We start from the raw sequence: 25,695 nt of genomic DNA on the forward strand, positions 1-25,695 counted from the left end.
GGCTAGATCATATACGGCTCCGGATCGATCGGCGGACGCTCCCCGACAACGATCGCCGCGGCCATCAACCCGGCGTACGGCCCCGCCGTCAGCCCATACGCGCTGAGCCCGGTTGCCACGACCACCCTGTCGCCGACCGCCGCGATGAGCGGCCGCCGCCCGTCGCCGTACACCGGCCGCAACCCCACCCGCGCCTCCACCACCGTCGCCCCGGCCAGCCCGGGCGCCACCCGCAGTGCCCCACCCAGCACCTCGGCCAGCCCGGCGGCGGTGACACGCGGATCGAAGCCGACCCTCTCAACGGTCGCCCCGACGACGAGCCGGCCACCCTCGAACCCCACCATGTACGGCCCGGCCTGCGGGAGAACCATCGGCCACTGGGCGGTGTCGTGGCCTTGGAGCTGCAGGTGGAGGATCTGGCCACGCCTGGGCCACACCTCGAGCCGCACGCCCAGGGGCCGGCACACCTCACCACTCCACGCCCCGGCGGCAACCACGACGCCGTCACACGGAATCACCCGACCACCGTCACCGCGCCCACCGCCGACGCCGTCGTCCTCGCCTCCCCGGTCGCCGTCGCTGTCGGTCCCGCTGCCTCCCAGACCCACCTCCATCGGGCGTGGGTGGTGACTGACGACAACCTCGCCATCGGGCCGCAGGGTCGCCTCGCCGGGCATCACCGTGGCGCCGAGCCGTACGGCCTCGGCGAGCAGGGCGTCGCGGACCACGCGGCCGTCCACCCGCGCGGCGCCGGGCACGTACAGCGCGGCCAGGCCGGGAGCGAGCACCGGGACGCCACGCCCGCCGAGGCCGGGCCGCTCGACGTCGACGATCTCGCCCATCTCGGGCGCTCCGGCGCGTCGCCGTTCGAGCAGCTCGCGAACCCGACGCAACCCCTCGCTGCCACCCCGTCCAGCGCCGCCGGACAGCTCAGCGGCGCCGGTCGTGGAGCCGTCGATGGCAAGGTCGTCGCCCACCACCAGCGCCCCTGCACGCGCATACCCCCGGCCCAGCAACCCGGCCAGCTCGCCGTAATACGCCGCCCCAGCCCGAGCCAGCGCGTACCAGCCCGCATCGTCCTCGTGGTCGACCCACGGGCACACGATGCCCGCCCCCGCGGCCGTCGCCTGCCCGGTGTGCCCGCCATCGACGACCGTCACCTCGACGCCGCGCCCAGCCAGATGGAACGCGGCGCTCGCCCCGACGATCCCGCTCCCGATCACTACAACACGCATGCCCGACATGATCGCACTTGTCCGATCGCGGGTGACGCTGCGACCACCTGGAGCGAGGCAGACCTCAGAGGCTCGTGCGGCGCGACACGATCACCGGGGCCGCTCGCTCAGGAGTCCCGAACCTCCGTGCGCGCCTGCTCGATGTCCCCACCCGCCGCGATGGCGCCGCGTCCCGGCGCGCTGACGGTTGGCCCGCTGGTTCCCGACGCGCCGGTGCCGGGTGCGCCGGTGGTCGGTGCGTTGGTTCCCCGCGCGTCGGTGCGTGGTGCGGGGTCGACGGCCTGCGAAGCCCGCGGCGACGTCGTGCTCTCGACCCGTGTGCTGACCCCCGTGATGTTCCCCGCCGCCGCGATCGATCCGTCGCCGGAGGCCGTCACCCGGTGTCCCTGCTCACCCTGCTCACCCTGTCGCGGGGTGAGCCACCACTGGAGGCCGAACCCGGTCAGGGCGAGGGCCAGCGTGCCGCCGGCCGCCCACCACCCTGCGGCGCGGTCGTCGGTGATCAGCGAGGTGGCCACGTTCACCGCCGCCGCGACGGCCAGGGCGGCGCCCGCTTTCGCGGCGCGGGCCAGCGCGGGGGTCATGCCTCGTCCCGCAGGAACGGCAGGGATTCGCGGAGCGAGCGTGCGGACGGGTGGTCGGGGCCGAGAGTGAGATCCAGGTCGAGGTCGATCCGGGCGCCCAGCGGCCGCAGGCGGTCGGTGTCGCCGGTGGAGACGCAGGCCAGGACGAGCTGGGAGCGCACGGTGATGGCGCTGTCGTGGTCGAGGCCGAAGCGGCCGGCCTTGTGGGCGTGCTCCTCTTCCAGGAGCGGGATCGCGGGCGTGAAGTCGCGTGCTCCCATGTAGGCGTCGATGAGCCGGGCGCGGGCGGTGCTGGTTCTGGGGTCGTCGGCGCCGTGGTCGCGCAAGCATGTGGTGTAGGCGTCTTCGAGCAGCGGGATCGCGGACGATCCTGTCGTCCGCGGACGAAGCTCGGCGAGCTTTTCCGTGATCCGCTGGAGCAGGTGGTGGCCGGGTCCGAGAACCGGCGCGGCTTCGGCGATGATCCGTTCGAACAGGGCGGCGGCCTCATCGGACCGCCGGGCCGCATGAAGGGCGTCGGCCAGGTTCACCCGCGCCTCGATGGCGAGCGGAGCGTCGGCGCCGAATTCGGCGGCGTAGCGGGCCATGCGCTCCCTCAGGAACGCGAGCGCGGACTCATGGTCACCCAGGCAGCCGTGGGCGACGGCCAGGTTGTTCTCCAGCTGGAACAGGACCTCGCGCGACTCCTGGTCCACCCAGGTGTGACCGGCGTCCAGGGCGCGCTCGAAGACGACGATCGCCTTCTCGTGCTGGTTCCAGACGAGGAACTGGGAGCCGACGATACCGAGCAGGAGCACCATGTCCGAGGTGTCGTCCTCGGGCGGGAAGTGCTCCAAGAGCGCCTCGGCGTGCGGGACGAACGGGTTGAGCAGGCGGAAGGCCTGAGGTTCGCCCATGAGCGGCTCCGTCGCCTCCCGCAGGAGGTGGAGCGCCTGGTCGCGGGCTTGGGCGATCTCCTCGGGGCTGCGGCGGGGACCCGGCGTGCGGGCGAGCGCCTGCACCCGCCTGTGCACCGAGATGGTGCCGTCCGCGAGAGAGATCAGGCGGTAGTCGGCGAGCGTGTCGAGCGCGGCACCGAGCACGGGTTCGGGAAGGAGCGGGGTGAGGAGCGACCGGGGGATGTCGTCGGGGCTCCACCACGCGAGGACCCGCAGCAGGCGGGCGGCCTCCGGGCTGAGCCGGTCGAGGGTGATGTGCCACAGGCGGGTGACGGCGTGTTCGGCGTCGCTGTCGAGCGGCTCGGAGGTGTCGAGGAGCCGCAGGGACTCCGCGGGGCTCAGACCGGTCTGCAGCAGGTACGCGCCGACCTGTTCGATGGCGAGCGGCAGGTAGTCCAGGTCGGCGCACAGATCGGCCGCGCCGGCCAGGTCGGTGACGTCGGAGACCCGCCGGAGTAACTCCACCGCCTCGTCCGGCCGGAGGACGTCGAGCCTGACGGGGACGGCGATCTGCCGCCAACCTCCGGTGCGCTGCGTGGTGATGAGGAAACGGCCGTTGCGGGCGGTCGCCAGGAGGGCACGGACGTCGGCCTGGTCGGCGACGTTGTCGAGGATCAGGAGCCACTCGTCGTGGCTGGACAGCCAGCTGGTCGCCCAGGACGCGGCGCTCTCCTCGGGCCACTCCGCCAGGGCGGGCTGCAGGGCGACGGCCAGATCGGCGAGGCCCGTGGCCAACGACGCGGGCGAGTCGGCGGTGATCCACCACATGATGCCGGGGTCGGTGCGCCGCCGGTCGGCCCAGTGGGCGGCCAAGGCACTCTTGCCGATGCCGTCGAGGCCGTGCGCGGCGTAGATGACCGCACTTCCCGGTCCGGCGAGCGCCTGGTCGAGCAGGGCGAGTTCTGCGGTGCGGCCGACGAAGGTCCGCAGATGGAACGGCAGCCGCACCAGTCGTTCCGGACCGCGGACGTCACCGGCCGCCCGGACGGAACCGGGGGAGAGGTCGTAGTGGACGCTGGTGCTCACGTCGGTGGCCTTGGCCGCCACGACGCTGGCGGGCCCGATGGCGGCGAGGTTCTGTGGCTTCGGCTTCCTGCGAAAGATCATGCACCACCCCTTGGTGTCGGACCCGCTGACGCCAGTATCGCGGGATCCGCCTCGGGCCGCCCTTCTCTTCGGCATCCCACCTCGCTTCGGCATCCCACGTGTCCCACGCGTCCCATGTGCCCCCGCGTCCCAAGTGGTCCCGAGGCATCCCCCGGACCGCCGCAGCCCTAGTGGTACGGCACGGCGCCCGCTGGTGGGTGACGCCGGGGCACGCGTTGTCGGTTGCCGAACTCTCACCCCGAAGTCTCAGGCCGAAGTCTCAGGCCGAAGTCTCAGGCCGAAGTCTCACGCCGAAGTCTCACGCCGTCGGGCCTGCGTCACGGGCTGCCGAAGCCACACGCCGCCGCGCCGCCATCGCGGGGCCGCTGATTCCTACGGCGACGGCTTGCCTCGCGGGCTGCTGGGCTGAGGGCGTCAGCGATCTTCATGCGCGCCGCTCGCCCGTCATCACAAGCGAAGGGGGCGTCGGCTAGCCGTCGGCGGCCCAGCCGTGGGTGCGCTTGAGTCGGGCCGCGACACGGGCGAAGCGCTCGGGGTGCAGGACCGCGCCCTCGCGCCTGATGTCGTCCTCGTCGAGCACGAACACTCTGTCTAGTCGCAGGTAGGAGACGCGGCCGTCGTTGCCCCAGGAGCCCAGCTCCAGCCAGTCGGGTCCGTCGTCGCCCTTGCTGGACAGCATCATGCCCAGCAGCCTGCGCCCGGCGCGGCCGACGATGAGGAGCGGGCGGTCCTTGCCGCGCGCCGGGTCCTCCTCGTAGGGCACCCAGGCCCAGACGACCTCTCCCGGGTCGGCCATGCCGTCGAGGTCGGGCGTGTAGGCCAGCGAGGCGGCGCGGTCGATGGAGTAGATCTCACGGACCGCGCCCCGCTGCGGCCGGGGATCGTCTTCGTAGAAGCCCACGGAGGGAGCCTAAGGGTGATCAGCCGTCGATCTCCAGCGGGAGGGGGTGGTGGGGAGGTGAGGGTGCGGGGGTCAGGAGGCGGCGCAGGGCGGTGGGGGTGTGGCCGAGGTGGTGGCGGACGGTGCGGGTGAGGTGGGCCTGGTCGGCGAAGCCGAGGTCGGCGGCGAGCAGGGCGAGGCTGGGTTCGCCCTGCTCCAGGCGATCGAGGGCGCGACTCACGCGCACGCGGTTGCGGTAGTGGGTGAGGGAGACGCCGAGCGTGTGGGTGAAGGCGCGGCTGAGGCGGAAGGGGGAGACGTGGAGGTGATCGGCGAGGGGGAGGAGGCCTTCGGCGGCGGGGTGGCCTTCGATTAGGGCTTCGCGGGCTCGGTCGACCAGGCTCGCCGTCGCCGTCGCCGTCGCCGTCGCCGTCGCCGTCGCCGTCGCCGTCGCGGTCGCCGTCGCGGTCGCCGTCGCGGTCGCCGTCGTCGCGGTCGCCGTCGTCGCGGTCGCCGTCGTCGCGGTCGCGGTCGTCGCGGTCGTCGTCGCCGCATGCGTCGTCGCGGTCGATGCTGTCGATCCCGATGGCGACCGTGTCGATGCGGGTGATGCTGGAGGCGTGGACGAGGTGGGTGGCGCGGATGGCCCTGGCGATGTGACCGGTGACCCGGACGCAGTGGATGAGGCGGGCGGCGATGCGGGCGGCGATCCGGGCCGCGTGGATGACCTGGCTGGCGCCGATGACCTCGGCGGCCGGGTGCCTGATCCCCCAGAGCCGCCCGAACTCCCCGGCGTCGGCCCGGTGGCCGTCTGTTCGAGGGTGTGCTCCAGGAGCCCCAGCAACGCCTCCACCAGCCCGTAGGACACGTCCCCAGAACCCGCCGCCCGCAGCAGCCGCCGGTGGGCCAGCTCCAGGTGCCCGTCGACGTAGAAGGTCGGCAGCGTGGGCCCCTCCCCGGCCAGGCGCCGCCACAGCTCGGGTGACATCGCCAGGGACGTGCACACGTCGCCCCCGCATGGGTGCGCGAAGCGTTCCTCCTCGCCGGGCAGGCTGAGGTAGCCCATCGTCGTGTCGAGGTCGGCGGGGCGGGTGCCGGTGAGGCGGCGGAAGCGGCCGCGGCGGACGAGGACGAGCTGGTGGTCGCCCGAGGATTGCGCGGGCGTGGACCAGCCGCGGTGGTCGTCGACACACGTCACCGCGTGGAGGCGGAAGCCCGGCCCGGAGGCCAGGGGTACGGCGGAGCGCACAGCAGGGAACCTACGCCCGCCCACCGACAGTTTCGCGGCCGCAAGGATGTTCAAGACCGGGCGCGCCCGCCGGGGCGAGGCTGGGGGCATGAACACGATCTCAGCGTTGGTCATCGACTGTGCGGCTCCCGACCGGCTCGTGACCTTCTACCAGAAGGTGCTCGGCGGAGAGGTCAGCAGCGACCCGGACTTCTCTTCGCTCAACACCGGCCGGATGAGCCTCAGCTTCCAGCGGGTCGACGGCTACGAGCCGCCGGCGTGGCCGGGCGGGGGCAAGCACGCCCACCTGGACCTGGCGGTCGACGACGTGCAGGCGGCCGTCGACGAGCTGGTGAGCCTGGGCGCCAGTAGGCCGGAGCATCAGCCGGGCGGCGACGGCTGGGTGGTGCTGCGCGATCCGGAGGGGCATCTGTTCTGCGTCGCGCAGAATTCCTGAGCGGGAGACGGAGTCCGCGTTCTGCCCTGGATGAGGGGCTCACACTCTCCGCTTAGATGGAGGGGTGATCGACGAGCTGGAGTCCCTGTCGCACCCCGACCGCTGCCGTCGTCTGTCCGAGCTGGCCAGGTCCGGGGAGCCGCTGCCGCTCGGCGAGCTGGCGGGCGGCGGGCCGTACGAGCGGGGCATCGCCCTGACCCTGGCCGTCCACCGTGCCAGGACGGGGACGGGCGGCACGGACGTGGTCGTGGCGGCCGTCAGGGATCCGGATCCGCGCATCGCCGCCAGGGCGATGCGCGCCGCCGCGGCCCTGGGCAGGATGGACGCGCTGTTCGAGGTGGTGGCGACGGGTTCGGCCGCCGCGCGGGAGACGGTCTACCGCGTGGTGCGCGGCCGCCGCGACAGCGAGGCCGCAGGCGCCCTGATCGATGTGGTCAGACCCCGGTGGGGCGACGGCGAGGCCGCCGTGCTGCTCCCGGCCTGCGACGGGGACCGGGCCGGGCGGCTCGTGGACGAGCTGGCCCACGCGGTTCGTAACTGGGGCGCGGTGGCCAGGGCGCATCCCGACGTGTTCCTCGATCACGCCGCCCGCACGCTGCGCGTCCTGCCGGGCAGCCTGCTCCGGGAGTGGTGGGAGCGTCACGGCGCGGCCGTGCAGGTGGCGGCGAGGTCGCGTCCGTCCGCGACTCTGGAGCTGATCGAGGCGTACTGGGTGCCTGAGGCCTGGCCGCGCGATCCCCGGCCGCTCGTGACCGCGGAACCGGACCGGGTGATCGCCTTCCTGACGCACCCGGACAGGAAGGCGTTCCTGACGCGTACGGTGCGCGACCGGGGGGTGGTCAGGCGCCTGGCCGTGCTCGCCGATGACCGGCTGGCCCCGGTGGCGCGGGCTCTCGCCGACGACCCCCACGTTCTGGCGCGGCTGCTGGCCGGGATCGCGCCGAGCCGCCGCGCGCACCTGTTCGACGTGGCCATGACCGGCCGCGACCTGTCCGAGGCGCACCTGATCGACGAGATCATGGACGTCCTGCCGTACGAACGCAGGAGTGCCGAGGCGCGCAGGATGGCGGGCACGCGCGCGGTGGCCGACCGTCCGCAGAGCCGGGTCGCCGTGGCGGCGTTCCTGCCGTACGCCGAGGCCGAGACGGTCGTGCGCCCCTGGACCCGCCGTCCCGACGCGGAGGAACGGGCACTCGGATACCGAAGCCTGATCGCCGCGGCGGGGCGTCAGCGCGACCCGGCAGTCCTCGCCCGGCTGCTGTCGTCAATGGACCGCCTGCGCAACGAGCAGGATCCGGTGCGCCAGGCGGCGCTCGACGAGCTGACGAGGGTGCCGCCGAGCCTGTTCGGCCCCGAGCACCTGCCGGCGCTGGAGCGCCTGACGCGCGACGCCCTCGGCGCCCGGGACCTGTCGTATGGCACCAGGTACAGCCTGACGCGCCTGGGCGACAGGATCTTCGCCCAGGGGGCGGCGGGCGGCCACGGTGAGCTGGTGGAGTTCGCCCTCCATGCCACCGAGCTGCTGACCGAGCACGCGGGCAGGCTGACGATCGGCGATCTGCGCCCGCTGCTGCGGCGCGGCCAGGAGGCCGGACTGGTCGGGCGCCTGACCCCGTGGCTGCGCTCCCAGGCCGCCCGCGACGAGCACGAGCTGGCGCTGAGCCTGGCCAGAGGCCTCGGCAGGCGCGGCCACGGGCTGGCGCCGCTGCAGGAGGCGCTGGAGCAGGCCACCCGTTCCCGCCACGACGGCGTCGCCAGGGCGGCCGTCAGGGCGTGGCTGGAACCGCCGCACACCCGCGAGCCGCGCGCCGAGGCATTGATCGCGCGCGATCCCTCGGCGGCCGTCCTGCCCGAGGTCTTCGCCGTCCTGGCCCATCGCCGCACCGACCTGCTCGGCGTGGTCCTCGGCGCGCAGGCGCCCACGGGACGCTTCGCCAAGGTGCGCGTGCTGCCCGTCGCGAGCGACGTGGCGCTGGCGCGCTGGACGGCCCGCCAGCGCGCCAGGTACGCCGAGCTGCTCGTCGGCTTCGCCACCCGGCGCGCCGTCCCCGACACCGAGCGGGCCGCCGCGATCAGGCGGCTGGGCGAGGTCGAGGCGCTGCGGCCCTTCCTCGACTCCGGCCACGACCTGCTGCGCCGCGCCGCCCTCACCGCCCTGCCCTGGACCTCGAGCCCGCAGGACGCGCTGACGCTCCTCCTGGAACGCATCGCCGGCGTCGACGCCCACGTGGCCGCCTCCGCCGCCGCCCGCGCCGCGCGGTTCGTGCCACCGGCCGACCTGGCCGCCCCGCTGGCCGCGGTGCTCGCCGGGGGCAAGGTGACCGCCCGCAAGGAGGCCGTACGGCTGGCCGCCCGCTTCTCCGTGCCCGGCGTGGTGACCTGGGACGACTCCCAGCACATCGACGTGCGCAGGGCGATGGCCTCCTCCGCCGCGCAGTACCTGCTCGACCGCGACGAAGGCTGGCAGGTGCTGCGCCGCGCCACCGAGGAGGGCCTGGCCGACGTCCTGGGCGAGCGCCGCCCCCTCGACCTGCCCCCTGCCGCCCGCGAGCGGTACGCCGACCTGCTGGCCGCGGCCGTGCGCGAGCAGCCGGAGAAGGCCGAGGTGCTGACCGCCCTGTCGAGGTTCGCCCCGTTCGCCCCGCGAGCGCTGGAGATCCTGGGGACCCTCGCCCGCGACCTGGAACGCTCGCGGCTCCCGGAGTCCGCCCTGCTGGCCCTGGCCGGGCTGGCCGCCGGGGGAGTCGGCGGGCGCGAGCTGGTCGAGACGATCGAGGCCCTGGCCGGGGCGCATGACCAGCCCGACGCGGAGCCGGGGCGCGACCTGCCGGCCCTGCGGCGCCTGCGCTCGCTCGTCACGGTGTCGATCCAGCTGATCCACAACCGGCCGTGGCCGATCGCCGGGCTGATCGCGCCCGCGCTCCCCGCCGACCTGGGAGCCGAGCTGCTGGCCGCCTCGGTGCGCTGGGAGGCGCCCGACCTCGACGCCATCCGCCCCAGCGGGGTGCTGGCCGCGCTGGAGGTGGGCGGCGCCCTGGCCGGTTCCGCCGGACGCGTCAGCCCCTCCCTGGTGCTCCCGCACGCCAGGCGGCTCGCCGAGGGGCCGGCGACGACGGCGTTGCTGGCCTGCGCCCTGGTCGAGAGCTGCGGCCCTCGCGTGTCGTGGCCGCGGCCGTGGCGCGACCTGCTCAGGACCCTGCGCGCGCACCCCGATCCCGAGGTGGTCTACCGGGCCCGCCAGATCTTCACCGCCGCCGAGGTCTAGCGGCGCGAGAAGCCGGCGAACGTCCCGCCGGAGCCGTGGGCGAGCGAGACCCCTATCCCCAGGAGAGTGCCCCGGTCGGGCAGCCGGTCACCGCCCGCCGTACCTCGGGCACGCCTGACGCCTCCGCCAGGAGGATCACGCGGCCGTCGTCGGGATCCTGGCCGAAGAACCGCGGCGCCCAGGTGACGCACTGGCCGGCGGCGGCGCAGCGCTCGCGGTCCACGACGATCACCACGTCACCTCCAGCCGGTGCACGCCGTAGATGGCCATCTGGTCGCGGAAGGGCACGCTCGACAGCGGCACCGCCAGGCGCAGCTCCGGCAGCCGCCGCAGCAGCGCGGGGAAGGCGATGTCCAGCTCCATGCGGGCCAGGTTCTGCCCGAGGCACTGGTGCGCGCCGAACCCGAACGCCAGGTGGTGGGTGCGCGGCCGGGTGACGTCGAGTTCCTGCGGCCGCTCGCACACCGACGGATCCCGGTTGGCGGCCCCCAGCGACGAGGTGACGAACTCGCCCGCGGCCACCTGGCGCCCGCCGATCTCCACCGGCTCGGTGGCCAGCCGGTACAGCCCGACGTCCACCACCGACAACCATCGCAGCAGCTCGTCGACCGCGTCCGGGGCCTTGCCCTCCCTGACCAGCTCCAGCTGGGCGGGATGCTCCAGCAGGGCCAGCGTGCCCAGGGCGAGCACGTTGGCGGTGGTCTCGTGCCCGGCCACCAGCAGCAGGACCGCCAGCCCGACCAGTTCCTCCTCGGTCAGGCCCGTGCCGATCATGTCGGCCAGCAGGCCGGGGCCGGGCGGCCGGCGCAGCAGCTCGACCAGGTACGCCGACAGGTCCAGCAGGGCGGCGTCGCTCTGCTCGGCGGTGGTGTCCATGCGCATCAGCTCGGCGCCGGCCCGCTGGAACCGCTCCCGCTCGGCGTACGGCACGCCGAGCAGCTCGCAGATCACCAGCGACGGGATGGGCAGCGCGAAGTGCGTGACCAGGTCGGCGGGCCGGGGCTGGGCGGCCAGGTGGTCGAGCTGGTCGGCGACGATCTGCTCGATCCTGGGCCGCAGCGCCTTCATGCGCTGCACGGTGAACCGCCCGGTGACCAGGCGGCGCAGCCGGGTGTGGCGGGGCGGGTCCATCTGGATGAACATGCCGGGGATCGGCTCGGTCCTGTGCAGCGGGACGCCGTGCGAGCCGCCGTCGATCTCGGAGCTGAACCTGGCGTCGCCGTACACCTGCCTGACCAGGTCGTGACGGGAGACGAACCAGATCTCGTCGCCGGTGTCCAGCCGTACCTTGGTCATCGGCTCGTCGGCGGCGCCGTCGGGCGGGCCGAACGGGCACGATCGTGTGGTCGGAAGCTCTCTCATGCCTCAACGGTGCGCCGCGGCGCTGGCACAGCCCGCACGCGGCGCTGACACGAGTCGCACGATCTGCGCACGCGACATCGCCGCGCCCCTGACGTAGGCGTCGTCGGTGCGTGTGCCCGGCACGCCGCGCAGCGCCGCCGCGGCGCCTTGGAGCAGCGCGGCCCGCTCCCCGGCGGGCTCCAGCGCGGCCAGGCCCTCGACGGCCTCGGCCGCGGCGGGCAGGTCCAGCGTGCGCATGAGCACCGCGAAAGCCTCCCTGTGCAGTCCCGCGTCGCCGGTGACCTGGCCCAGGCCGATGAGGATGCGGGCGCGCACCTCCTCGGCGCCGACCCACAGGGTCTCGCACCCGGCCAGCGCCTGGCCGTACAGCTCCAGGGCCTGTTCGGGCTCGCCGCCGAGCCTGGCCACCTCGCCCAGCCCGAACAGGGCGATGGCCAGCATCTCCTCGGTCTCGCGGGTCCGCGCGACCTCGGCCGCCTGCAGCAGGTCGCGTCGTGCGCCGTCGAGGTCGCCGCACCGGGCCAGGGCCAGGCCGCGGCTCGACAGCGCGCCAGAGGTGTCCTCGGTCGCCCCGAACGGCGCCGTGAGCGCCAGCGCCTGGTCGGTGATGGCCAGCTCGGTCCGGTGGTCGCCGCGCAGGCCCGCGATCAGGGCCTGCTGCAGCATGGCCTGCGCCGCGCCCCAGCGGTCGCCGGCCAGCCGGAAGGCGGTCAGCGCGCTGTCGAGGTGCCGGTCGGCCCGGGCGAGCTCGCCGCCGCCCGAGCGCAGGAGCCCGAGCATGAGCTCGGCGAAGCCGCGCAGCCACGGCTGAGGTTCGGTGCTGGAGCGCAACAGGGCGGGGATCAGCGCGGCGTAGTCGCCGTCGATGATCGCCGTCATCGGGTGGACCATCCGGACCAGCGGGTGGTCCAGCCCGGCGGCCAGGCGTTCGGCCACCTCCATCAGGGGCCTGATCACCGGCTCCGGAGGTCCGGCCGAGACCACCTGCAGCACGCTCATCACGTAGTGCTCGCCGCACTGATCGGCGCCGGGCAGGTCCAGCGCCCGCAGCGACAGCCGGGCGCCGTGGTGGCGCAGGCCGCGCAGCCACCAGTAGAACCACAACGAGCCGGTCATCCTCAGCGCGATGCCGGCGTGCCCGGCGCCGATCGCCCAGTGCAGGGCGGCGTTGAGGTTGTCGTGCTCGGCGGCGAGCTCGGCGAGGGCGGCGAGCTGGCGGTGGTTGCGCAGGTACGGCTCGGCCTCCTCGGTCAGGCGGGCGAAGAACTCCGCGTGCGCCTGCCGTACCGGATCGTCGCCGAGCTGCTCGGCGCAGAAGGCGCGCACGGTCTCCAGCATCCGGTAGCGGCCGCCGTCGGCTTGGACCAGCGATTTGTCGACCAGGGCGGCCAGCAGGCCGGGCGTCGCACCGCACACCTGCTCGGCGGCGGCGAGCGTGGCGCCCGACGGGAAGATCGACAGGCGGGCGGCCAGCCGCCGTTCGCGCGGGCACAGCAGCTCCCAGCTCCAGGAGACGACCGCGCGCAGCGTGCGATGCCGTGGCGGCGCCGTACGGCTGGCCAGCAGGTCCAGGTCGAGCCGGTCGGCCAGGTCCTCGGCGCTCAGCGCGCGCAGCCGGGCGGCGGCCAGCTCGATCGCCAGCGGCAGCCCGTCGAGCGAGCGGCAGATGCGCGCCACCGCTTCGGAGGGCTCGAAGTCCGGACGTACGGCACGCGCCCTGTCGACCAGCAGGCTCTCGGCGACCCGCGCGGGCAGCGGCTGGACGGGCAGCACGCTCTCCCCGTCGAGCCCGAGCGGTTCCCTGCTGGTGGCCAGCACCCGCAGGTCGGGGCAGCCGTCGAGCAGCCGAGCGACCAGCCCGGCCGCCTCGGCGAGGACGTGCTCGCAGTTGTCGAGCAGCAGCACCCCGCTCTCGCCCGCCAGCGCGTCCACGGGATCGCTGCCGCCGCCGGCGGCGGCCAGCACGGCCGGTGCCACCTCGGTGGCGGGGGCGAGCTCGACCAGCACGACCCGGCCGCCGGAGCGACCCCCGCCCGCCTCCAGGCGCCTGGCCGCCTCGACGGCCAGGCGCGTCTTGCCCGCGCCTCCTGGGCCGGTGAGCGTGACCAGCCGCCGCCGCGCGAGCAGGTCGCCGAGCGTGGCCAGCTCGGCGTCGCGGCCGACGAAGCTGGTCAGCGGCGCCCGCAGCGACGGCCGCCGCCCGTGCTCGCCGCGCAGGATCTGCACGTGCAGCCGCTGGAGCTCGGCCGACGGATCGGCGCCCAGACGCTCGCCGAGGAGGCGGCGGCCCTCCTCGAAGGCGCTCAGCGCCTCGGCCTCCCGGCCGTCGCGCGCCAGCGCCCGGATCAGCAGCACCCGGGGCCGCTCGCGCAGCGGGTGCTCCCGCACCAGCTCGCGCAGTTCCTCGACGACCGGCGCGCCCAGCCTCAGGTCGGCTTCGACGCGGTGTTCCATGGCCCGCTGCCTGGCCTCGTTGAGCCCGTCGAGCGCGGCCTCGCCCCGCCACAGGTCCAGGGCTTCGCGCAGCAGGCCGGCGGCGTCGGCGGGGCGGCCCGCCCGCAGCGCCCGCTCGCCTTCCGCGGCCAGGCGGGTGAAGAGGTGGGCGTCGACCTCCTCGGGGTCGGCGGGCAGCCGGTAGCCCGCCGGGGTGCGCTCCACCGGCACGAGCTTGCGCAGCCGGGAGATCTGCGACTGCAGGGCGTTGGCGGTGGCGCCGTCGTGGCGCAACCGCTGCTCGGGGACGGCGGCGCCGCCCGCCATGAGCAGCTCCGACAGCAGCATCTGCAGGCCGCGGCCGGGGACGGGTTCACCCGCCACCTCGGTGGTGCCCAGGATGCGGAAGCGCATGGTTCGATTCTGACCTTCGCCAGTAGAATAAGGTTCTGTGACTGCCTTCTTCACTCTCAAGGCGGGGGAGCTCGTCCCGGCGCCCCACGCCCGTGGCCCCTGGTCTCCCGACATGTTGCACGGCCGCCTGCTCGGCGGGCTCGCCGCGCGGGCCGTCGACGAGCACACCGAGCCCGGCTTCCGCGCCGCCCGGCTGACCGTCGACCTGTTCCGCAACAGCCCGCTGCTGCCGCTGACCGTGGCGAGCACGGTGGTGCGCGACGGGCGCAGGATCCGGGTGGTCGACGTCGAGATCGGCTCCGCGCACGGGAAGGTGGCGCGGGCCTCGGCCGTCCTGCTGAAGGAGAGCACGCAGCCGCCGGGCGAGGTGAGCGCCACGCCCGCCTGGGACGCCGGGCCGCCCACCGGGGAGCCGGTCGGCTCGGGGGAGTGGTTCCCGCCGTTCGAGTTGTGGCAGCTGACCCAGTGGGGCGAGCCTGGGCCGCACCGCGCCTGGATGCGCGAGCGGTTCCCGCTGGTCGAGGGGGAGGAGCACACGCCGCTGGTCCGGGCGGCGCTCGCGGCCGACTTCGCCAGCCCGATCTCCCATTTCGGCACCGCCGGGCTGCAGTTCATCAACGCCGACTACACCCTCACCCTCAGCCGCCTGCCCTCCGGGCCGACGCTGGGCCTGGAGGGCACCGGTCACGTGTCGGCGGACGGCATCGCCGCCGGGCAGTGCACGATGCACGACGAGAGCGGGCCGATCGGGTTCTGCGTGGTCACCGCTGTGGCGAATCCGGGGGATCGGCTCGCGAGGTGACCCGGCTGAGGTCGAGGCGGCAGCGGGCGCCGCTGACCCAGTGGGTGGCCTGGGGGCGTTCGCCGCTGTCCTGGATCACCCACGACGCGCCGGTGTCGGCGCCGTCCCTGAACAGGCGGGCGGCGCCCGCACTGTCGACCACCACCTGCCAGGTGGCGGTCCCGCCGGGGTGATCGACCAGGCGGCTCCACCGCGCGGAGCCCTTGGCCATGACCCAGACCGCGTCGTGCTGGACGGTGAGCATCAGCCGCTTGGCGCCGTTGGCCACCTTCACCCCCATGCTCACTCCCTGGCCGGTCGCCGGGTCGAGCCGGGCGAAAGCCAGGACCTCGCCGCGGAACTCGACGGCGAAGTCGCAGCGGGGGATCGGCTTGGAGATGCTGCCGCGCAGGTCGAGCGGCCCTTCGAAGGAGGCGAGCAGGCCGGGTACGGGCGTGTCGAGGTCGAGCGTGACCACCTTGACGTTGGTCTGGTTGTGCTCCCAGACCACGACGAACCGGCCAGGCTCGTACTCGTCGGCGCTGGCGTAGACGTCCCAGCCGCGCGCCGCCTGCCTGGTCAGCCGCCCGCCGTCGGCGAACAGCAGGCCGGGGCTCCACGGCTGACCCGGCCGTTTCGTCTTGTAGTGCAGCACCTCCCGGTAGCGGTCGGGCCGCTCGCCCTGGAAGGGGCCGCCCAGCGTGTTGTAGATCGCCAGGTAGCGGCCGTGGCTGTCCTTGCCGAGGAAACCCTTGACGTAGAAGTTCGGGATGTCGGGGTCCAGGACCATCGGTGACCAGGTCGTCCCGCCGTCGGTGCTCGTCGCCGTGGCCGCGTAGGCGGCGTGAGTGCGGTAGCGGCGGTCCCTCTCCTCGGGCGTCCCGCCTCCGCGCAGGTCCAGGGTCCTGGCCATCATCAGCAGCGTGCCGGGGTCGTCCTGCGAGACGACCACCTGCGGCTCCTCGATCATCATCTGCCGTGGCGGCCTGGCCAGGCCGCCACGCCTCCAGGTGACCAGGTCCGCCGACCTGAGCACGCCCGCGCCGCCCTGCTGCCAGTACGGCAGCAGCCACAGGCCCTGGTACCTGACCGGGCGGGCGGCCAGCACGACGCCCCGGCTGTTGCGCGGCACGTCCACGCTGACGGGCACGTCGCTCCAGTTCGCCCCGCGGTCGCGGCTGCGGCGGGCGACGAGCTCCACGGGGAAGCCGTCGCGGTCGGGATCGTCGACGACGCGCCCCAGGAAGGCGTGGAGCGTGCCCGCGTCGTGCAGCAGGATCACGTAGTGGTAGCGGCCCGAGGCCAGCGTGGAGACCGTCCAGGTACGGCCCGCGTCGTCCGAGCGGGCGCACAGGATCGAGCCCTGGTCCTTGCCCGGCACTCCCGCCCGCCAGGCGGCCACGAACGTGCGCGGGTCCAGCGCCACGACGTCGGGCACCCGGTTGCCCTCGTGGGCGAGCTCGCCGCCGGGGCGCCTGGAGACCTTGCCGTAGATCGTGACCGGTGCGTCCATGCGCGACAGGCAAGTGGATCGGGGCCGGGTACGGCAAGGCGTTTCACCCGATGTTCACCCGTAATCTACATTGTAAAGGTGACCTTCCGGGAGATGACCGTCGCCGACCTCCAGCGCATCGTGGCCGACCACCCCCGCTACTGGGGCGAGCGCGACCTGCGCGCCCTCCACCTGACCGCCCTGGTGCAGGAGTTCCCCTCCACCTGCCTGGTCGAGCGGGAGCTGCGCGGCTACCTGATCGGGTTCGTGACCCCGGCCCTGACGGGGTACGTGCACCTGATCGCCACCCGCGACGACGCCCGTGGCCAGGGCCTGGGCAGGCGGCTGTACGAGGAGTTCACCGGGGCCGCCGCACGCCAGGGCGCGAGGCGGCTGAAGGCGATCACGTCCGTGGCCAACACGGGCTCGATCGCCTTCCACCGCGGTCTCGGCTTCCAGGTCGACCTCGTCGACGACTACAACGGCCCGGGCGAGACCCGCGTGGTCTTCACCCGGGACCTGTGACCGGTCCGCCCAGGAGCCGCCGCCCGAGGTCCGGCCCGCCCGCGATCCGCCGGCCTTAACCGGCCCGCCCGCGATCCACCAGCCTTAACCGGCCCGTTCGGGATCCGCAGGCCGCGGTCCGGCGCGCCCGGGATCCGCAGGCCTTGGACGGGCGCGCCGGGATCGGTGCCGGGCGTGGGGTCCGGCGCCGGCGGTTCACGCCGGGTGCTCGGCCCGGTCGCCCGACCAGTCGGTGTGGAAGGCGCCCTCGCGGTCGACGCGGTGGTAGGTGTGCGCGCCGAAGAAGTCGCGCAGCCCCTGCACCAGCGCGGCGGGCAGCCGGTCGCGGCGCAGCGCGTCGTAGTAGGCCAGCGCGGAGGAGAAGCCCGGCGTCGGCACGCCGATCGACACCGCGGTGGTCACCACGCGGCGCCACGACTCCTGCGCCACGGCCAGGGCGTCGGCGAAGTACGGGTCGGCCAGCAGCGTGGGCAGCTCGGCGCCGTCGTAGGCCTGGCGGATGCGGTCGAGGAAGCGGGCGCGGATGATGCAGCCGCCGCGCCAGATGGTCGCCATCGCGCCGGGGTCGACGTCCCAGCCGTACTCCTTGGACGCGGCGGCCATCTGGTCGAAGCCCTGCGCGTAGGCGACGATCTTGGAGGCGTACAGGGCTTGCCGCACGTCCTCGATCAGCTCGCGGCCCGCCACGCCCGACACCGACGGGCCCTCCAGGCCCCGGGCCGCGGCGCGCTGCTCCGGGTGGCCGGACAGGGCGCGGGCGAAGACCGCCTCGGCGATGCCGGTCACCGGCACGCCCAGGTCGAGGGCGCTCTGCACGGTCCAGCGGCCGGTGCCCTTCTGCTCGGCCTGGTCGACCACGACGTCGACGAACGGCGCGCCGGTCTCGGCGTCGACCTGCGCGAGCACCTCGGCGGTGATCTCGATCAGGTACGACTCCAGCTCGCCGGTGTTCCACTCGCGGAAGATCTCGGCCAGCTCGGCCGGGGTGGCGCCCAGCCCCTGGCGGAGCAGGTCGTAGGATTCGGCGATGAGCTGCATGTCGGCGTATTCGATGCCGTTGTGCACCATCTTGACGAAGTGGCCGGCGCCGTCGGGGCCGACGTGGGTCGCGCACGGCACGCCGTCGACCTTGGCCGAGATGTCCTGCAGGATCGGCCCGAGCGCCTCCCACGACTCGGCGGAGCCGCCCGGCATGATCGAGGGCCCGTTGAGCGCGCCCTCCTCGCCGCCGGAGATGCCCGTGCCGACGAAGTGCAGGCCGCGCTCGCGCAGGGCGGCCTCGCGGCGCCGGGTGTCGGTGAACAGCGCGTTGCCGCCGTCGACGATCATGTCGCCGGGTTCCATCAGCTCGGCGAGCTGGTCGATCACCGCGTCGGTGCCGGCCCCGGCCTTGACCATGATGATCGCCCGGCGTGGCCGCTTCAGGCTCGCGACGAAGTCCTTCAGCTCCTCGGCCGGCAGGAACGTGCCCTCGCCGCCGAAGGTCTCGACCAGCTCCTTGGTACGGCCGGCACTGCGGTTGTGCACGGCGACCGCGTAGCCGTGCCTGGCCAGGTTGCGCGCCAGGTTCCGGCCCATGACCGCCAGGCCGGTGACGCCGATGTCCGCAAGCTCCATATCTGCTCCTACGCAGGCTGGTGGGTTCAGGTTCAGTCGAACCGGACGCCCAGCTCGTCCAGGCGATCAAGCATATCGGCAGGGTCCGCGTACACGCGGAAAGCGCTTGCCCGCTCCAGTTCGTCCCGCCCGTAGCCGCCCGACAGCAGGCCGATGCCCAGCGCTCCGGCGCGCCTGGCGGCCAGCAGGTCCCAGACGCTGTCGCCGACCACCATCGCCGAGCGCGGGTCGATGCCGAGCAGCGCCGCCCCGGCCAGGAACAGGTCGGGATCGGGCTTGGCGCGGCGCACCAGGTCGCGGGTGACCATCGGCGTGTCCTCCGGCAGGCCGAGCATGCCCAGCGCCAGCCGGGCCGTACGGGCGTAGCCGCTGGTCGCGATCGCCCACGGCACGCCGCGCGAGGACAGCTCCGTCAGCAGCTCGACCGCGCCGGGCAGCGGACGGACCGACTCGACCTGGTCGGTGTAGGCGTCGGCGTGGGCGCTCTGCAGATCGTCGATCTGCGCCTGGCTGAGCTTGAGCCCGGTCTCGCGCAGGAGCGCGGTGACGAACAGGCCTCCGCTCATGCCGATGCGCCGGTGGATGCGCCACACCGACAGGTCGATGCCCATGCTCGACAGGGCCGTGCGCCAGGCGATGACGTGCTGGTACACGCTGTCGATCAGGGTGCCGTCGAGGTCGAACAGGAACGCCGGTGCGGGCGGCTCCGGAAAGTGGCTCATCGTCCCATTGTGAGCCGAGCCCTTCCGGCCACCTGGAGGAGGGTGGCGGCCGGTGGGAGGGCGACCGCCGGGCGCGGCCGGGTCATGCTGGTGGCCATGACAGAATTTCGCTTACTCGGACGCACCGGACTCGAGGTCAGCCCGATCTGCCTGGGCGCGATGATGTTCGGCTGGTGGGGCGAGCACGACCCCAAGGAGTCCGCCCGCATCATCGGCCGCGCCCTGGACGCGGGCGTGAACTTCGTCGACACCGCCGACATCTACTCCCAGGGCCAGTCGGAGGAGCACGTCGGCCAGGCCCTGGCCGCCTCCGGCAGGCGCGACGAGATCGTCCTGGCGACCAAGTTCTTCGGGCGCATGGGCGAGGGCCCCAACCGCGGCGGCGGCTCGCGCCGCTGGATCGTGCGCGCCGTCGACGACAGCCTGCGGCGCCTGCGGACCGACTGGATCGACCTCTACCAGATCCACCGCCCCGACCCCGGCACCGACATCGAGGAGACCCTGGGCGCCCTGACCGACCTGGTACGGCAGGGCAAGATCCGCTACCTGGGCAGCTCCACCTTCCCGGCCCACCGCATGGTCGAGGCCCAGTGGGCGGCGGCCAGGCGCGGCGGCGAGCGGTTCGTGTGCGAGCAGCCGCCCTACTCCCTGCTCGTGCGCGGCATCGAGGCCGACGTGCTGCCGGTGGCCCAGCAGTACGGCATGGGCGTCATCACCTGGAGCCCGCTGGCGGGCGGCTGGCTCACCGGGCGTTACCGCCGCGACGCCGTCCCCGAGAGCCGCAGGAGCGCCCTGCTGCCCGAGCGCTACGACCTGAAGCTCGCCGGCAACCAGGCCAAGCTCGACGCGGTGGAGCGGCTGGCGGCGCTGGCGCAGGAGGCCGGGCTCACGCTGATCGAGCTGGCGCTGGCCTTCACCCTGCGCCACCCGGGCGTCACCTCGACCATCGTCGGGCCGCGCACGATGGAGCACCTGGAGAGCCAGCTGACCTGCGTGGATGTGCGGCTCGGCGACGACGTGATGGACCGGATCGACGAGATCGTGCCGCCCGGGACCACGCTCAACCCCGCCGACCGCGGCTACCAGCCGCCCGAGCTCACCACCGCCGCGCTGCGCCGCCGCGCCTGACGATCGGCGGATCAGCGGGGACGGAAGGTGGTGCGCAGGCGGTAGCGCTCCCCGCTGTACTGCACGGTCGACAGCAGCACCGCCTGCTGGTCGGCGCTGTAGATCACCTGGTCGAGGACGAGCACCGAGGAGCGTGGTTCGATGCCGAGGCGCCCGGCGAGCGCCTCGTCGGCGCCGCGCGCCTCGATGGTCGCCTCCGACCGGTCGAGCTCGACCCCCGCCGTGCGCAGGTGCTCGAAGAGCGAGGCCGAGGAGAAGTCCACCTGATCGAGGCCGGGCGCCAGTCCGGCGACGACGAGGGTCCTGTCGACGGCGATGCGCACGTCGTTGAGCAGGCGCACCCGCTCGAGGTCGAACAGGGGGGCTCCGGCGGGCAGGCCGAGGCGCTCGGCCTCGTCGAGCGTGGCGGGCCGTACCTCCTGGGTCAGCACGAGCGAGCCTGGGCGCAGGCCCTTGCGCAGGGCGGTGGCGGTGAAGGACTCCAGGTCCTTGGGCCACTCGCGCACCGAGGCGGGGGCGGCCACGAACCAGCCTCGGCCGTGCGAGGCGGTGACGACGCCGCGCTCCACGAGGCGGGCCAGGGCCTTGCGCAGGGTGACGCGGGAGATGTCGAGATGGGCGCACAGCTCGCGCTCCGGAGGCAGCTTGGACCCCGGCTCCAGGCCGCGGCGCCCGATCTCGTCGAGGATCAGGTCGGCCGTCTGGGACCAGAGCGGGTCGGGGCCGGTGTCACGCCGGGGTGGCTGCATGGCAGAAAGATACCACTCAGGACCACTGCTGCTGTTGAGTAGACCACTATTGACCAATTCCAAACCACTGCGTACCTTGTGTCGGGACTTCGAGAGAGGGACCGCTCATGTGGGCAAAGCTGAAAATCGGCGTCGCCGGCGCCGCCGCCCTGGCACTGGCCACGGCCTGCGGCGGCGGGGAGACCCCCGCCGCACCGACCGGAGGGGAGACCCTCACCCTGCAGACCAACTGGACCACCGCGGGCACCGAGAGCGTGCCGCTCAAGAAGGCCCTGGCCGCCTTCACCCAGAAGACCGGGATCCAGGTCAAGGTCCTGGAGAACGGCGACGACCTCAACCAGGTCTACGAGACCGCGCTCCTGGCCGGCCAGGAGGCCGACGTGCTGCTGGTCGGGCTGCTGGAGAAGCAGCTCGACTGGGTCAAGAACGGCGCCGTGGTGCCCGTCGAGGACTACGTCGGCGCCTGGGGCCTGCAGGAGGAGATCCCCGCCGAGGCCCTGGCCGACTGGAAGGACGCCCAGGGCCACCTGCGCGGCCTGCCGTACGCCGGCTTCACCTGGCCGTGGTGGTACAACAAGGCCCTGTTCGACAAGCACGGCATCGCCCTGCCCGCCACGGCCGACGACCTCGTCGCGGCCGCGGGCAAACTGCGTAAGGCGGGCGTCGGCCCGGTCGCCATCGGCGGCAACGACTGGTCGGGACAGAAGGTCTTCATGCAGATCATGGAGACCTACCTCGACGCGGAATCGGCCAAGAAGGTCTTCGCCGAGGGCGAGACCTGCGCCTCTCCCGCCGCCATGAAGGGCATCGAGCTGTTCGTGAAGCTGCGCGAGGCCGGCGTGTTCGTCGACGGCGTCGAAGGGCTCACCGCCGACCAGGCCGGCGCCATGTACCAGGACGGCAGCGCCGCGATCGCGCCCCTCGGCTCGTGGTCCTACGTCTCCACCGAGCCGGCGCTGGCCGAAACCACGGTCCTGGGCGGCTTCCCCGTCGCGACCGGCGGCACCTACGGCAAGCCGACCGCCTTCCGCGGCTCCACCTCGGCGGGCTGGTGGATCAGCCCCAACGGCAAGAAGAAGATCGACGCCGTCAAGCAGCTGATGCAGCACATGTACTCACCCGAGGTGCTGCAGTCGATGGCCGTCGACGGAGGCGTCGTCATGGCCACCGCCACCGAGGTCGACACCGCCAAGATGACCTCCCCGCTGCTCGCCCAGTCGGTCACCGCCCTGCCCTCCGCGGTGGACTTCGCCGTCATGCCCGACCTGTACGTGCCCGCCGACGTCGGCAACCCCCTCTACCGGGCCACCTCCATCGCCTACACCAAGGGCAACGACGCCAAGAAGATCTGCGCCGCCGTCGACGACGTCTACCGGGCGGCGAAGTAGGTGAGCACTCGGCGCTGGCGCGACCTCGCGCCACTCGGATTCACGCTGCCGGCGCTCGGGTGGTTCCTGGTGTTCACCGTCGGCCCGCTGGTCAGCCTGTTCTACTTCGCCCTGACCGACTGGCGCGGGCTCATCGCCCCGCGCACGTTCGTCGGGCTCGGCAACTTCACCCGGCTGGCCGGCGACCCGGTCTTCCACCACGCCGTCCGCAACAGCCTCGTCCAGCTGGTCGTCACGCTCCCCGTCGTCATCGCGGGCGCGTTCATGATCGCCTACTACCTGTCGCTCAAGCCGCGAGGCCACCGGTTCATCCGGGCGGTGCTGTTCACCCCCGTGCTGCTGTCGGCGCCCGCCCTGGCCATGGTCTTCGTGGGCGTGTTCGCCCCCTCCGGCCTGGTCAACGGCCTGCTGAAGGGAATCGGGCTCGACGCGGCGGTACGGCCGTGGCTGGCCGCCGAGTCGACGGCCTCCATCGCCATCCTGGCCGTCATCGTGTGGTCGTCGATGTCGGTGTCGGCCGTCATGCTCGCCGCCCGTCTCAACAACGTGCCCGCCGAGCTGTTCGAGGCGGCCGGGCTCGACGGCTGCGGGCACTGGCGGCGCATGTGGACCATCGCCTGGCCGATCTGCCGCGACTACGTCGGGGTGGTGACCATGCTGCAGTTCCTGTGGACGCTGTTCTCCTCGGCGGCCGTGGTGCTCCTGCTCACCAGGGGCGGACCCGGCACCTCGACCGTCAACCTGTCCTTCCTCGTCTACGACTACGCCTTCAACCAGTCCAAGGTCGGCTACAGCCAGGCCATCGCGGTGATGCTGTTCGTCGTGGGCGTGCTCGGGCTGCTCGGCATCCGCCGGCTGTTCCGGCAGAACTACTGAAAGCAGGTCCCCGATGCGACGCTCCGGCCCGCTCATGTACCTCGCGCACGCCGCGGTGTGGCTGTACGTCCTGCTGCTGCTCGTGCCGGTCTACTACCTGCTCGTCTCGGCCTTCAAGGACAACGTCGGCATCCTGTCGGCGCCCTTCTCGCCCTTCACCGGGCTCGAGCTGGGCAACTTCGCCAAGGCCATGGAACACGCCACGCTCGGCCCCGCCCTGCTCAACCAGGGCTACGTCACGGTCGCGGCCAACCTGCTGACCCTGGCGCTGGCCGTACCGGCGGCCTTCGCCCTGGCCCGCGCCAGGGGCAGGATCGGCGTCCTGGTGGAGCGGGTCTTCGCGCTGGGGTTCCTGGTGCCGGGCTTCGCCGCGCTGGTGCCGACCGTGATGCTGTCGATCATGCTCGGCCTCTTCCACACCAGGGAGTTCCTCATCGTCTTCCTGCCCGCCAGCGCGATGCCGCTGTCGGTCATCCTGCTCACCCAGGCGATGCGCGCGATCCCGCGCGACCTGGAGGAGTCGGCCGTGCTCGACGGGGCCGGCAGCTGGCACCTGCTGCGCTCGGTGTACTTCCCGCTGTCGATCCCGACGCTCACCGTGGTGCTCATCCTGAACTTCCTGTCGTTCTGGAACGAGTACTTCTTCGCCCTGGTGATCACCGGGCCCGACACGGCGGTGCGCACCGCGCAGGTCGCGCTGCCTACGCTGTCGCTGGCCAACGCCTCGCAGTACGGCGTGCTCGCCGCGGGCATCGTGATCACCCTCGTCCCGGTCTACGTGCTGTACGTGTTCTTCGCCGACAAGATGGAAAGGGCGGTGCTCGCCGGTGCCCTCAAGGGTTGACGTCCACCTCGCGCACCTGGGGTACGGCACGGCCGCGGCCAAGGCCGTCGTGCTGCGCCTGCCGCAGGGCGCCCCTCCCGAGGCGCTGTCCCTGGTGCCAGGGGAGATCCCCCTGACGGCAGGACCCGTCGCCGAGGTGCCCGGCTGGAGCGCCGGGCCGTTCGCCAGGGTCGAGCTCCCCGGCGGCCTGCCGCCCGGCCGCTACGCCGTACGGGCCGGCGACGCGCTGTCCGAACCGTTCGACGTCGGCCCCGGCCAGGTGCAGCGCCAGACGCTCTCCGACGTGCTGGCCTACTTCAAGGCCATGCGCTCCAGCGGCGAGATCGACCGCAAGGACCGGCGGGCCGCCTTCTGGGGCGACACCTCGGGCACGACGCTCGACGCGCGCGGCGGCTGGCTCGACGCCAGCGGCGACACCAGCAAGTTCCTCAGCCACCTGACCTACACGCGCACGATGAGCCCGCAGCAGATCCCGCTGTGCGCGTGGGCGATGATGGCCGCCCGCGACGAGATCGCCGCACGCCACCCCGCGCTGAAGACCGCGGTAGGGGTACGGCTGCGCGACGAGGCGCTGTTCGGCGCCGACTTCCTGATGCGCTTCCGCTCCCAGGACGAGGGATTCTTCTACACCGGCATCTTCGACGCGCTCACCAAGCGCCTGGAGGAGCGGGTCGTCACCGCGCCGCTGCCCGAATGCGTGCGCACCGACCGCTACCGCGCCGGTTACCGGCACGGCGGCGGGCTGGCCATCGCCGCGCTCGCCCGCGCCTCCACCCTCGACGACGAGGGCGACTTCGGCCGCGACGCCTACCTGGCCGCCGCCCGGCAGGGCCTGGCCCACCTGGAGGAGCACAACCGCGCCTATCTGCACGACGGCGCCGAGAACGTCGTCGACGACTACACCGCGCTGCTGGCGGCCACCGAACTCGTCGCGGCCGGGGCGGCGGAGGCCGAGCCGGCGGCCAGGCGGCGCGCCGCGGCGCTGGCCGGCCGCTACACCCGCCCCGGCGGCCCCGGCTGGTTCGTGGCCGACGACGAGGGCCGGCCGTTCTTCCACGCGGCCGAGGCCGGGCTGCCGGTGCTCGCGCTCGTCAGGTTCGCCCAGGTCCTGCCCGACGCCCCCGAGGCCGCACGCGCGCTCGACGTCGCCCGCCAGGCCATGCTCGACACCCTGGAGCGCACCCACGCGGTGCCCAACCCCTTCGGCTATCCACGCCAGCGGGTCCAGCCCGCGGGCGGGCAGCCCGCCGACGCCTTCTTCTTCCCGCACGCCAACGAGACCGGCTACTGGTGGCAGGGCGAGAACGCCACCATCGCCTCCCTCTCGGCCGCCGCCTCCGCGTGCGCCGGGCTCGACGGCCTGACCGCCGGGGAACGGGAACGCCTGGCGTCCTTCGCCGACGACCAGGTGGCCTGGATCACCGGCAGGAACCCCTTCGACATCTGCATGATCCAGGGGCGGGGGCGCAACAACGCCGACTACGCGAGCGACTTCCCGAACCTGCCCGGCGGGATCGTCAACGGGATCACCTCCGGCTGGGACGACGAGGCCGACATCGCCTTCCTCCCGGCCGGCGCACCCGAGGGCGACGCGTGGCGATGGGCCGAGCAGTGGATTCCGCACACGGGCTGGTTCCTGCTCGCCGTCGCCTGCGCCCGCTGACCACGCA

At 73.4% G+C, this 25,695-nt stretch carries 21 protein-coding genes; 9 read left to right on the forward strand and 12 right to left on the reverse strand.

Features of this window, described 5'->3' with window-relative positions:
• Positions 1-2: 2 nt before the first annotated feature.
• The 5 genes from HNR30_RS37525 to HNR30_RS37545 all read right to left on the reverse strand — a co-directional run bounded on the left by HNR30_RS37525 (position 3) and on the right by HNR30_RS37545 (position 5,993).
• Complete coding sequence (locus HNR30_RS37525) at positions 3-1,235, reverse strand: NAD(P)/FAD-dependent oxidoreductase (protein ID WP_181614885.1); 1,233 nt, start codon at positions 1,233-1,235, stop codon at positions 3-5.
• Between the two features lie 107 nt (positions 1,236-1,342).
• Positions 1,343-1,819 (reverse strand): hypothetical protein, encoded by a 477-nt coding sequence (locus tag HNR30_RS37530; RefSeq protein WP_181614886.1) that lies wholly within the window; start codon positions 1,817-1,819, stop codon positions 1,343-1,345.
• Positions 1,816-3,864 (reverse strand): tetratricopeptide repeat protein, encoded by a 2,049-nt coding sequence (locus HNR30_RS37535; RefSeq protein ID WP_181614887.1) that lies wholly within the window; start codon positions 3,862-3,864, stop codon positions 1,816-1,818. Before HNR30_RS37535 ends, HNR30_RS37530 begins: the two co-directional genes overlap by 4 nt.
• A gap of 469 nt (positions 3,865-4,333) precedes the next feature.
• Complete coding sequence (locus tag HNR30_RS37540; protein WP_312894928.1) at positions 4,334-4,765, reverse strand: type II toxin-antitoxin system PemK/MazF family toxin; 432 nt, start codon at positions 4,763-4,765, stop codon at positions 4,334-4,336.
• Between the two features lie 19 nt (positions 4,766-4,784).
• The gene (locus HNR30_RS37545) at positions 4,785-5,993 is read right to left on the reverse strand and encodes a helix-turn-helix domain-containing protein (protein ID WP_312894929.1); all 1,209 of its coding nucleotides are present in this window, start codon (positions 5,991-5,993) and stop codon (positions 4,785-4,787) included.
• Positions 5,994-6,081: 88 nt separating this feature from the next.
• On the opposite strand from HNR30_RS37545, the gene HNR30_RS37550 reads away from it, so the two are divergent.
• Positions 6,082-6,429 carry a VOC family protein gene (locus tag HNR30_RS37550; RefSeq protein ID WP_181614888.1) on the forward strand — a complete coding sequence of 116 codons (348 nt, stop codon included), beginning with the start codon at positions 6,082-6,084 and terminating at the stop codon, positions 6,427-6,429.
• Between the two features lie 64 nt (positions 6,430-6,493).
• On the forward strand, positions 6,494-9,694 hold the full coding sequence (locus HNR30_RS37555) for a hypothetical protein (protein WP_181614889.1): 3,201 nt from the start codon (positions 6,494-6,496) through the stop codon (positions 9,692-9,694).
• A gap of 52 nt (positions 9,695-9,746) precedes the next feature.
• On the opposite strand, the gene HNR30_RS48595 is transcribed toward HNR30_RS37555, so the two are convergent.
• From HNR30_RS48595 to HNR30_RS37570, 3 genes are read right to left on the reverse strand one after another with little or no spacing between them, the layout of a single operon-like run.
• Positions 9,747-9,929, reverse strand: coding sequence for a ferredoxin (locus HNR30_RS48595; protein ID WP_181614890.1), 183 nt, complete (start codon positions 9,927-9,929; stop codon positions 9,747-9,749).
• Positions 9,923-11,056, reverse strand: a complete 1,134-nt coding sequence (locus HNR30_RS48600) for a cytochrome P450 (RefSeq protein ID WP_181614891.1) — start codon at positions 11,054-11,056, stop codon at positions 9,923-9,925. Before HNR30_RS48600 ends, HNR30_RS48595 begins: the two co-directional genes overlap by 7 nt.
• A 3-nt stretch (positions 11,057-11,059) precedes the next feature.
• The gene (locus tag HNR30_RS37570; protein WP_181614892.1) at positions 11,060-13,903 is read right to left on the reverse strand and encodes an ATP-binding protein; all 2,844 of its coding nucleotides are present in this window, start codon (positions 13,901-13,903) and stop codon (positions 11,060-11,062) included.
• Between the two features lie 37 nt (positions 13,904-13,940).
• Between HNR30_RS37570 and HNR30_RS37575 the strand changes: the two genes are divergently transcribed.
• Positions 13,941-14,705, forward strand: a complete 765-nt coding sequence (locus HNR30_RS37575; protein WP_312894930.1) for an acyl-CoA thioesterase domain-containing protein — start codon at positions 13,941-13,943, stop codon at positions 14,703-14,705.
• Here HNR30_RS37575 and HNR30_RS37580 read toward each other — a convergent pair.
• Positions 14,665-16,197 carry a sialidase family protein gene (locus HNR30_RS37580; RefSeq protein WP_181614893.1) on the reverse strand — a complete coding sequence of 511 codons (1,533 nt, stop codon included), beginning with the start codon at positions 16,195-16,197 and terminating at the stop codon, positions 14,665-14,667. The two genes, HNR30_RS37575 and HNR30_RS37580, sit on opposite strands and share 41 nt — an antisense overlap.
• Positions 16,198-16,275: 78 nt before the next feature.
• Here HNR30_RS37580 and HNR30_RS37585 point away from each other — a divergent pair, with 78 nt between their 5' ends.
• On the forward strand, positions 16,276-16,701 hold the full coding sequence (locus tag HNR30_RS37585) for a GNAT family N-acetyltransferase (protein ID WP_220134443.1): 426 nt from the start codon (positions 16,276-16,278) through the stop codon (positions 16,699-16,701).
• A gap of 195 nt (positions 16,702-16,896) precedes the next feature.
• Here the strand turns inward: HNR30_RS37585 and gnd are convergent, their stop codons facing one another.
• Together gnd and HNR30_RS37595 are read right to left on the reverse strand one after the other, a co-directional pair.
• Positions 16,897-18,318 (reverse strand): NADP-dependent phosphogluconate dehydrogenase, encoded by a 1,422-nt coding sequence (gene gnd / locus HNR30_RS37590; RefSeq protein WP_181614894.1) that lies wholly within the window; start codon positions 18,316-18,318, stop codon positions 16,897-16,899.
• A gap of 32 nt (positions 18,319-18,350) precedes the next feature.
• The gene (locus tag HNR30_RS37595; protein ID WP_181614895.1) at positions 18,351-19,040 is read right to left on the reverse strand and encodes an HAD family hydrolase; all 690 of its coding nucleotides are present in this window, start codon (positions 19,038-19,040) and stop codon (positions 18,351-18,353) included.
• 96 nt (positions 19,041-19,136) lie between these two features.
• On the opposite strand from HNR30_RS37595, the gene HNR30_RS37600 reads away from it, so the two are divergent.
• Entirely contained in the window at positions 19,137-20,168 is a 1,032-nt protein-coding gene (locus HNR30_RS37600; RefSeq protein ID WP_181614896.1) for an aldo/keto reductase, read from the forward strand.
• Positions 20,169-20,179: 11 nt separating this feature from the next.
• On the opposite strand, the gene HNR30_RS37605 is transcribed toward HNR30_RS37600, so the two are convergent.
• Complete coding sequence (locus HNR30_RS37605) at positions 20,180-20,917, reverse strand: GntR family transcriptional regulator (RefSeq protein WP_181614897.1); 738 nt, start codon at positions 20,915-20,917, stop codon at positions 20,180-20,182.
• Positions 20,918-21,024: 107 nt separating this feature from the next.
• Between HNR30_RS37605 and HNR30_RS37610 the strand changes: the two genes are divergently transcribed.
• Genes HNR30_RS37610 through HNR30_RS37625 form a run of 4 tightly spaced genes read left to right on the forward strand, consistent with a single transcriptional unit; the run spans position 21,025 to position 25,688 of the window.
• Positions 21,025-22,305, forward strand: a complete 1,281-nt coding sequence (locus tag HNR30_RS37610; RefSeq protein WP_181614898.1) for an ABC transporter substrate-binding protein — start codon at positions 21,025-21,027, stop codon at positions 22,303-22,305.
• On the forward strand, positions 22,306-23,181 hold the full coding sequence (locus HNR30_RS37615; protein ID WP_181614899.1) for a carbohydrate ABC transporter permease: 876 nt from the start codon (positions 22,306-22,308) through the stop codon (positions 23,179-23,181).
• Positions 23,182-23,194: 13 nt separating this feature from the next.
• Positions 23,195-24,025, forward strand: a complete 831-nt coding sequence (locus tag HNR30_RS37620) for a carbohydrate ABC transporter permease (RefSeq protein ID WP_220134444.1) — start codon at positions 23,195-23,197, stop codon at positions 24,023-24,025.
• On the forward strand, positions 24,009-25,688 hold the full coding sequence (locus HNR30_RS37625) for a glycoside hydrolase family 9 protein (RefSeq protein WP_181614900.1): 1,680 nt from the start codon (positions 24,009-24,011) through the stop codon (positions 25,686-25,688). The genes HNR30_RS37620 and HNR30_RS37625 overlap by 17 nt, the downstream gene beginning before the upstream one ends.
• The last annotated feature ends 7 nt before the right edge of the window (positions 25,689-25,695 follow it).

The organism is Nonomuraea soli, from assembly GCF_013761175.1.
GTDB lineage: Bacteria > Actinomycetota > Actinomycetes > Streptosporangiales > Streptosporangiaceae > Nonomuraea > Nonomuraea soli.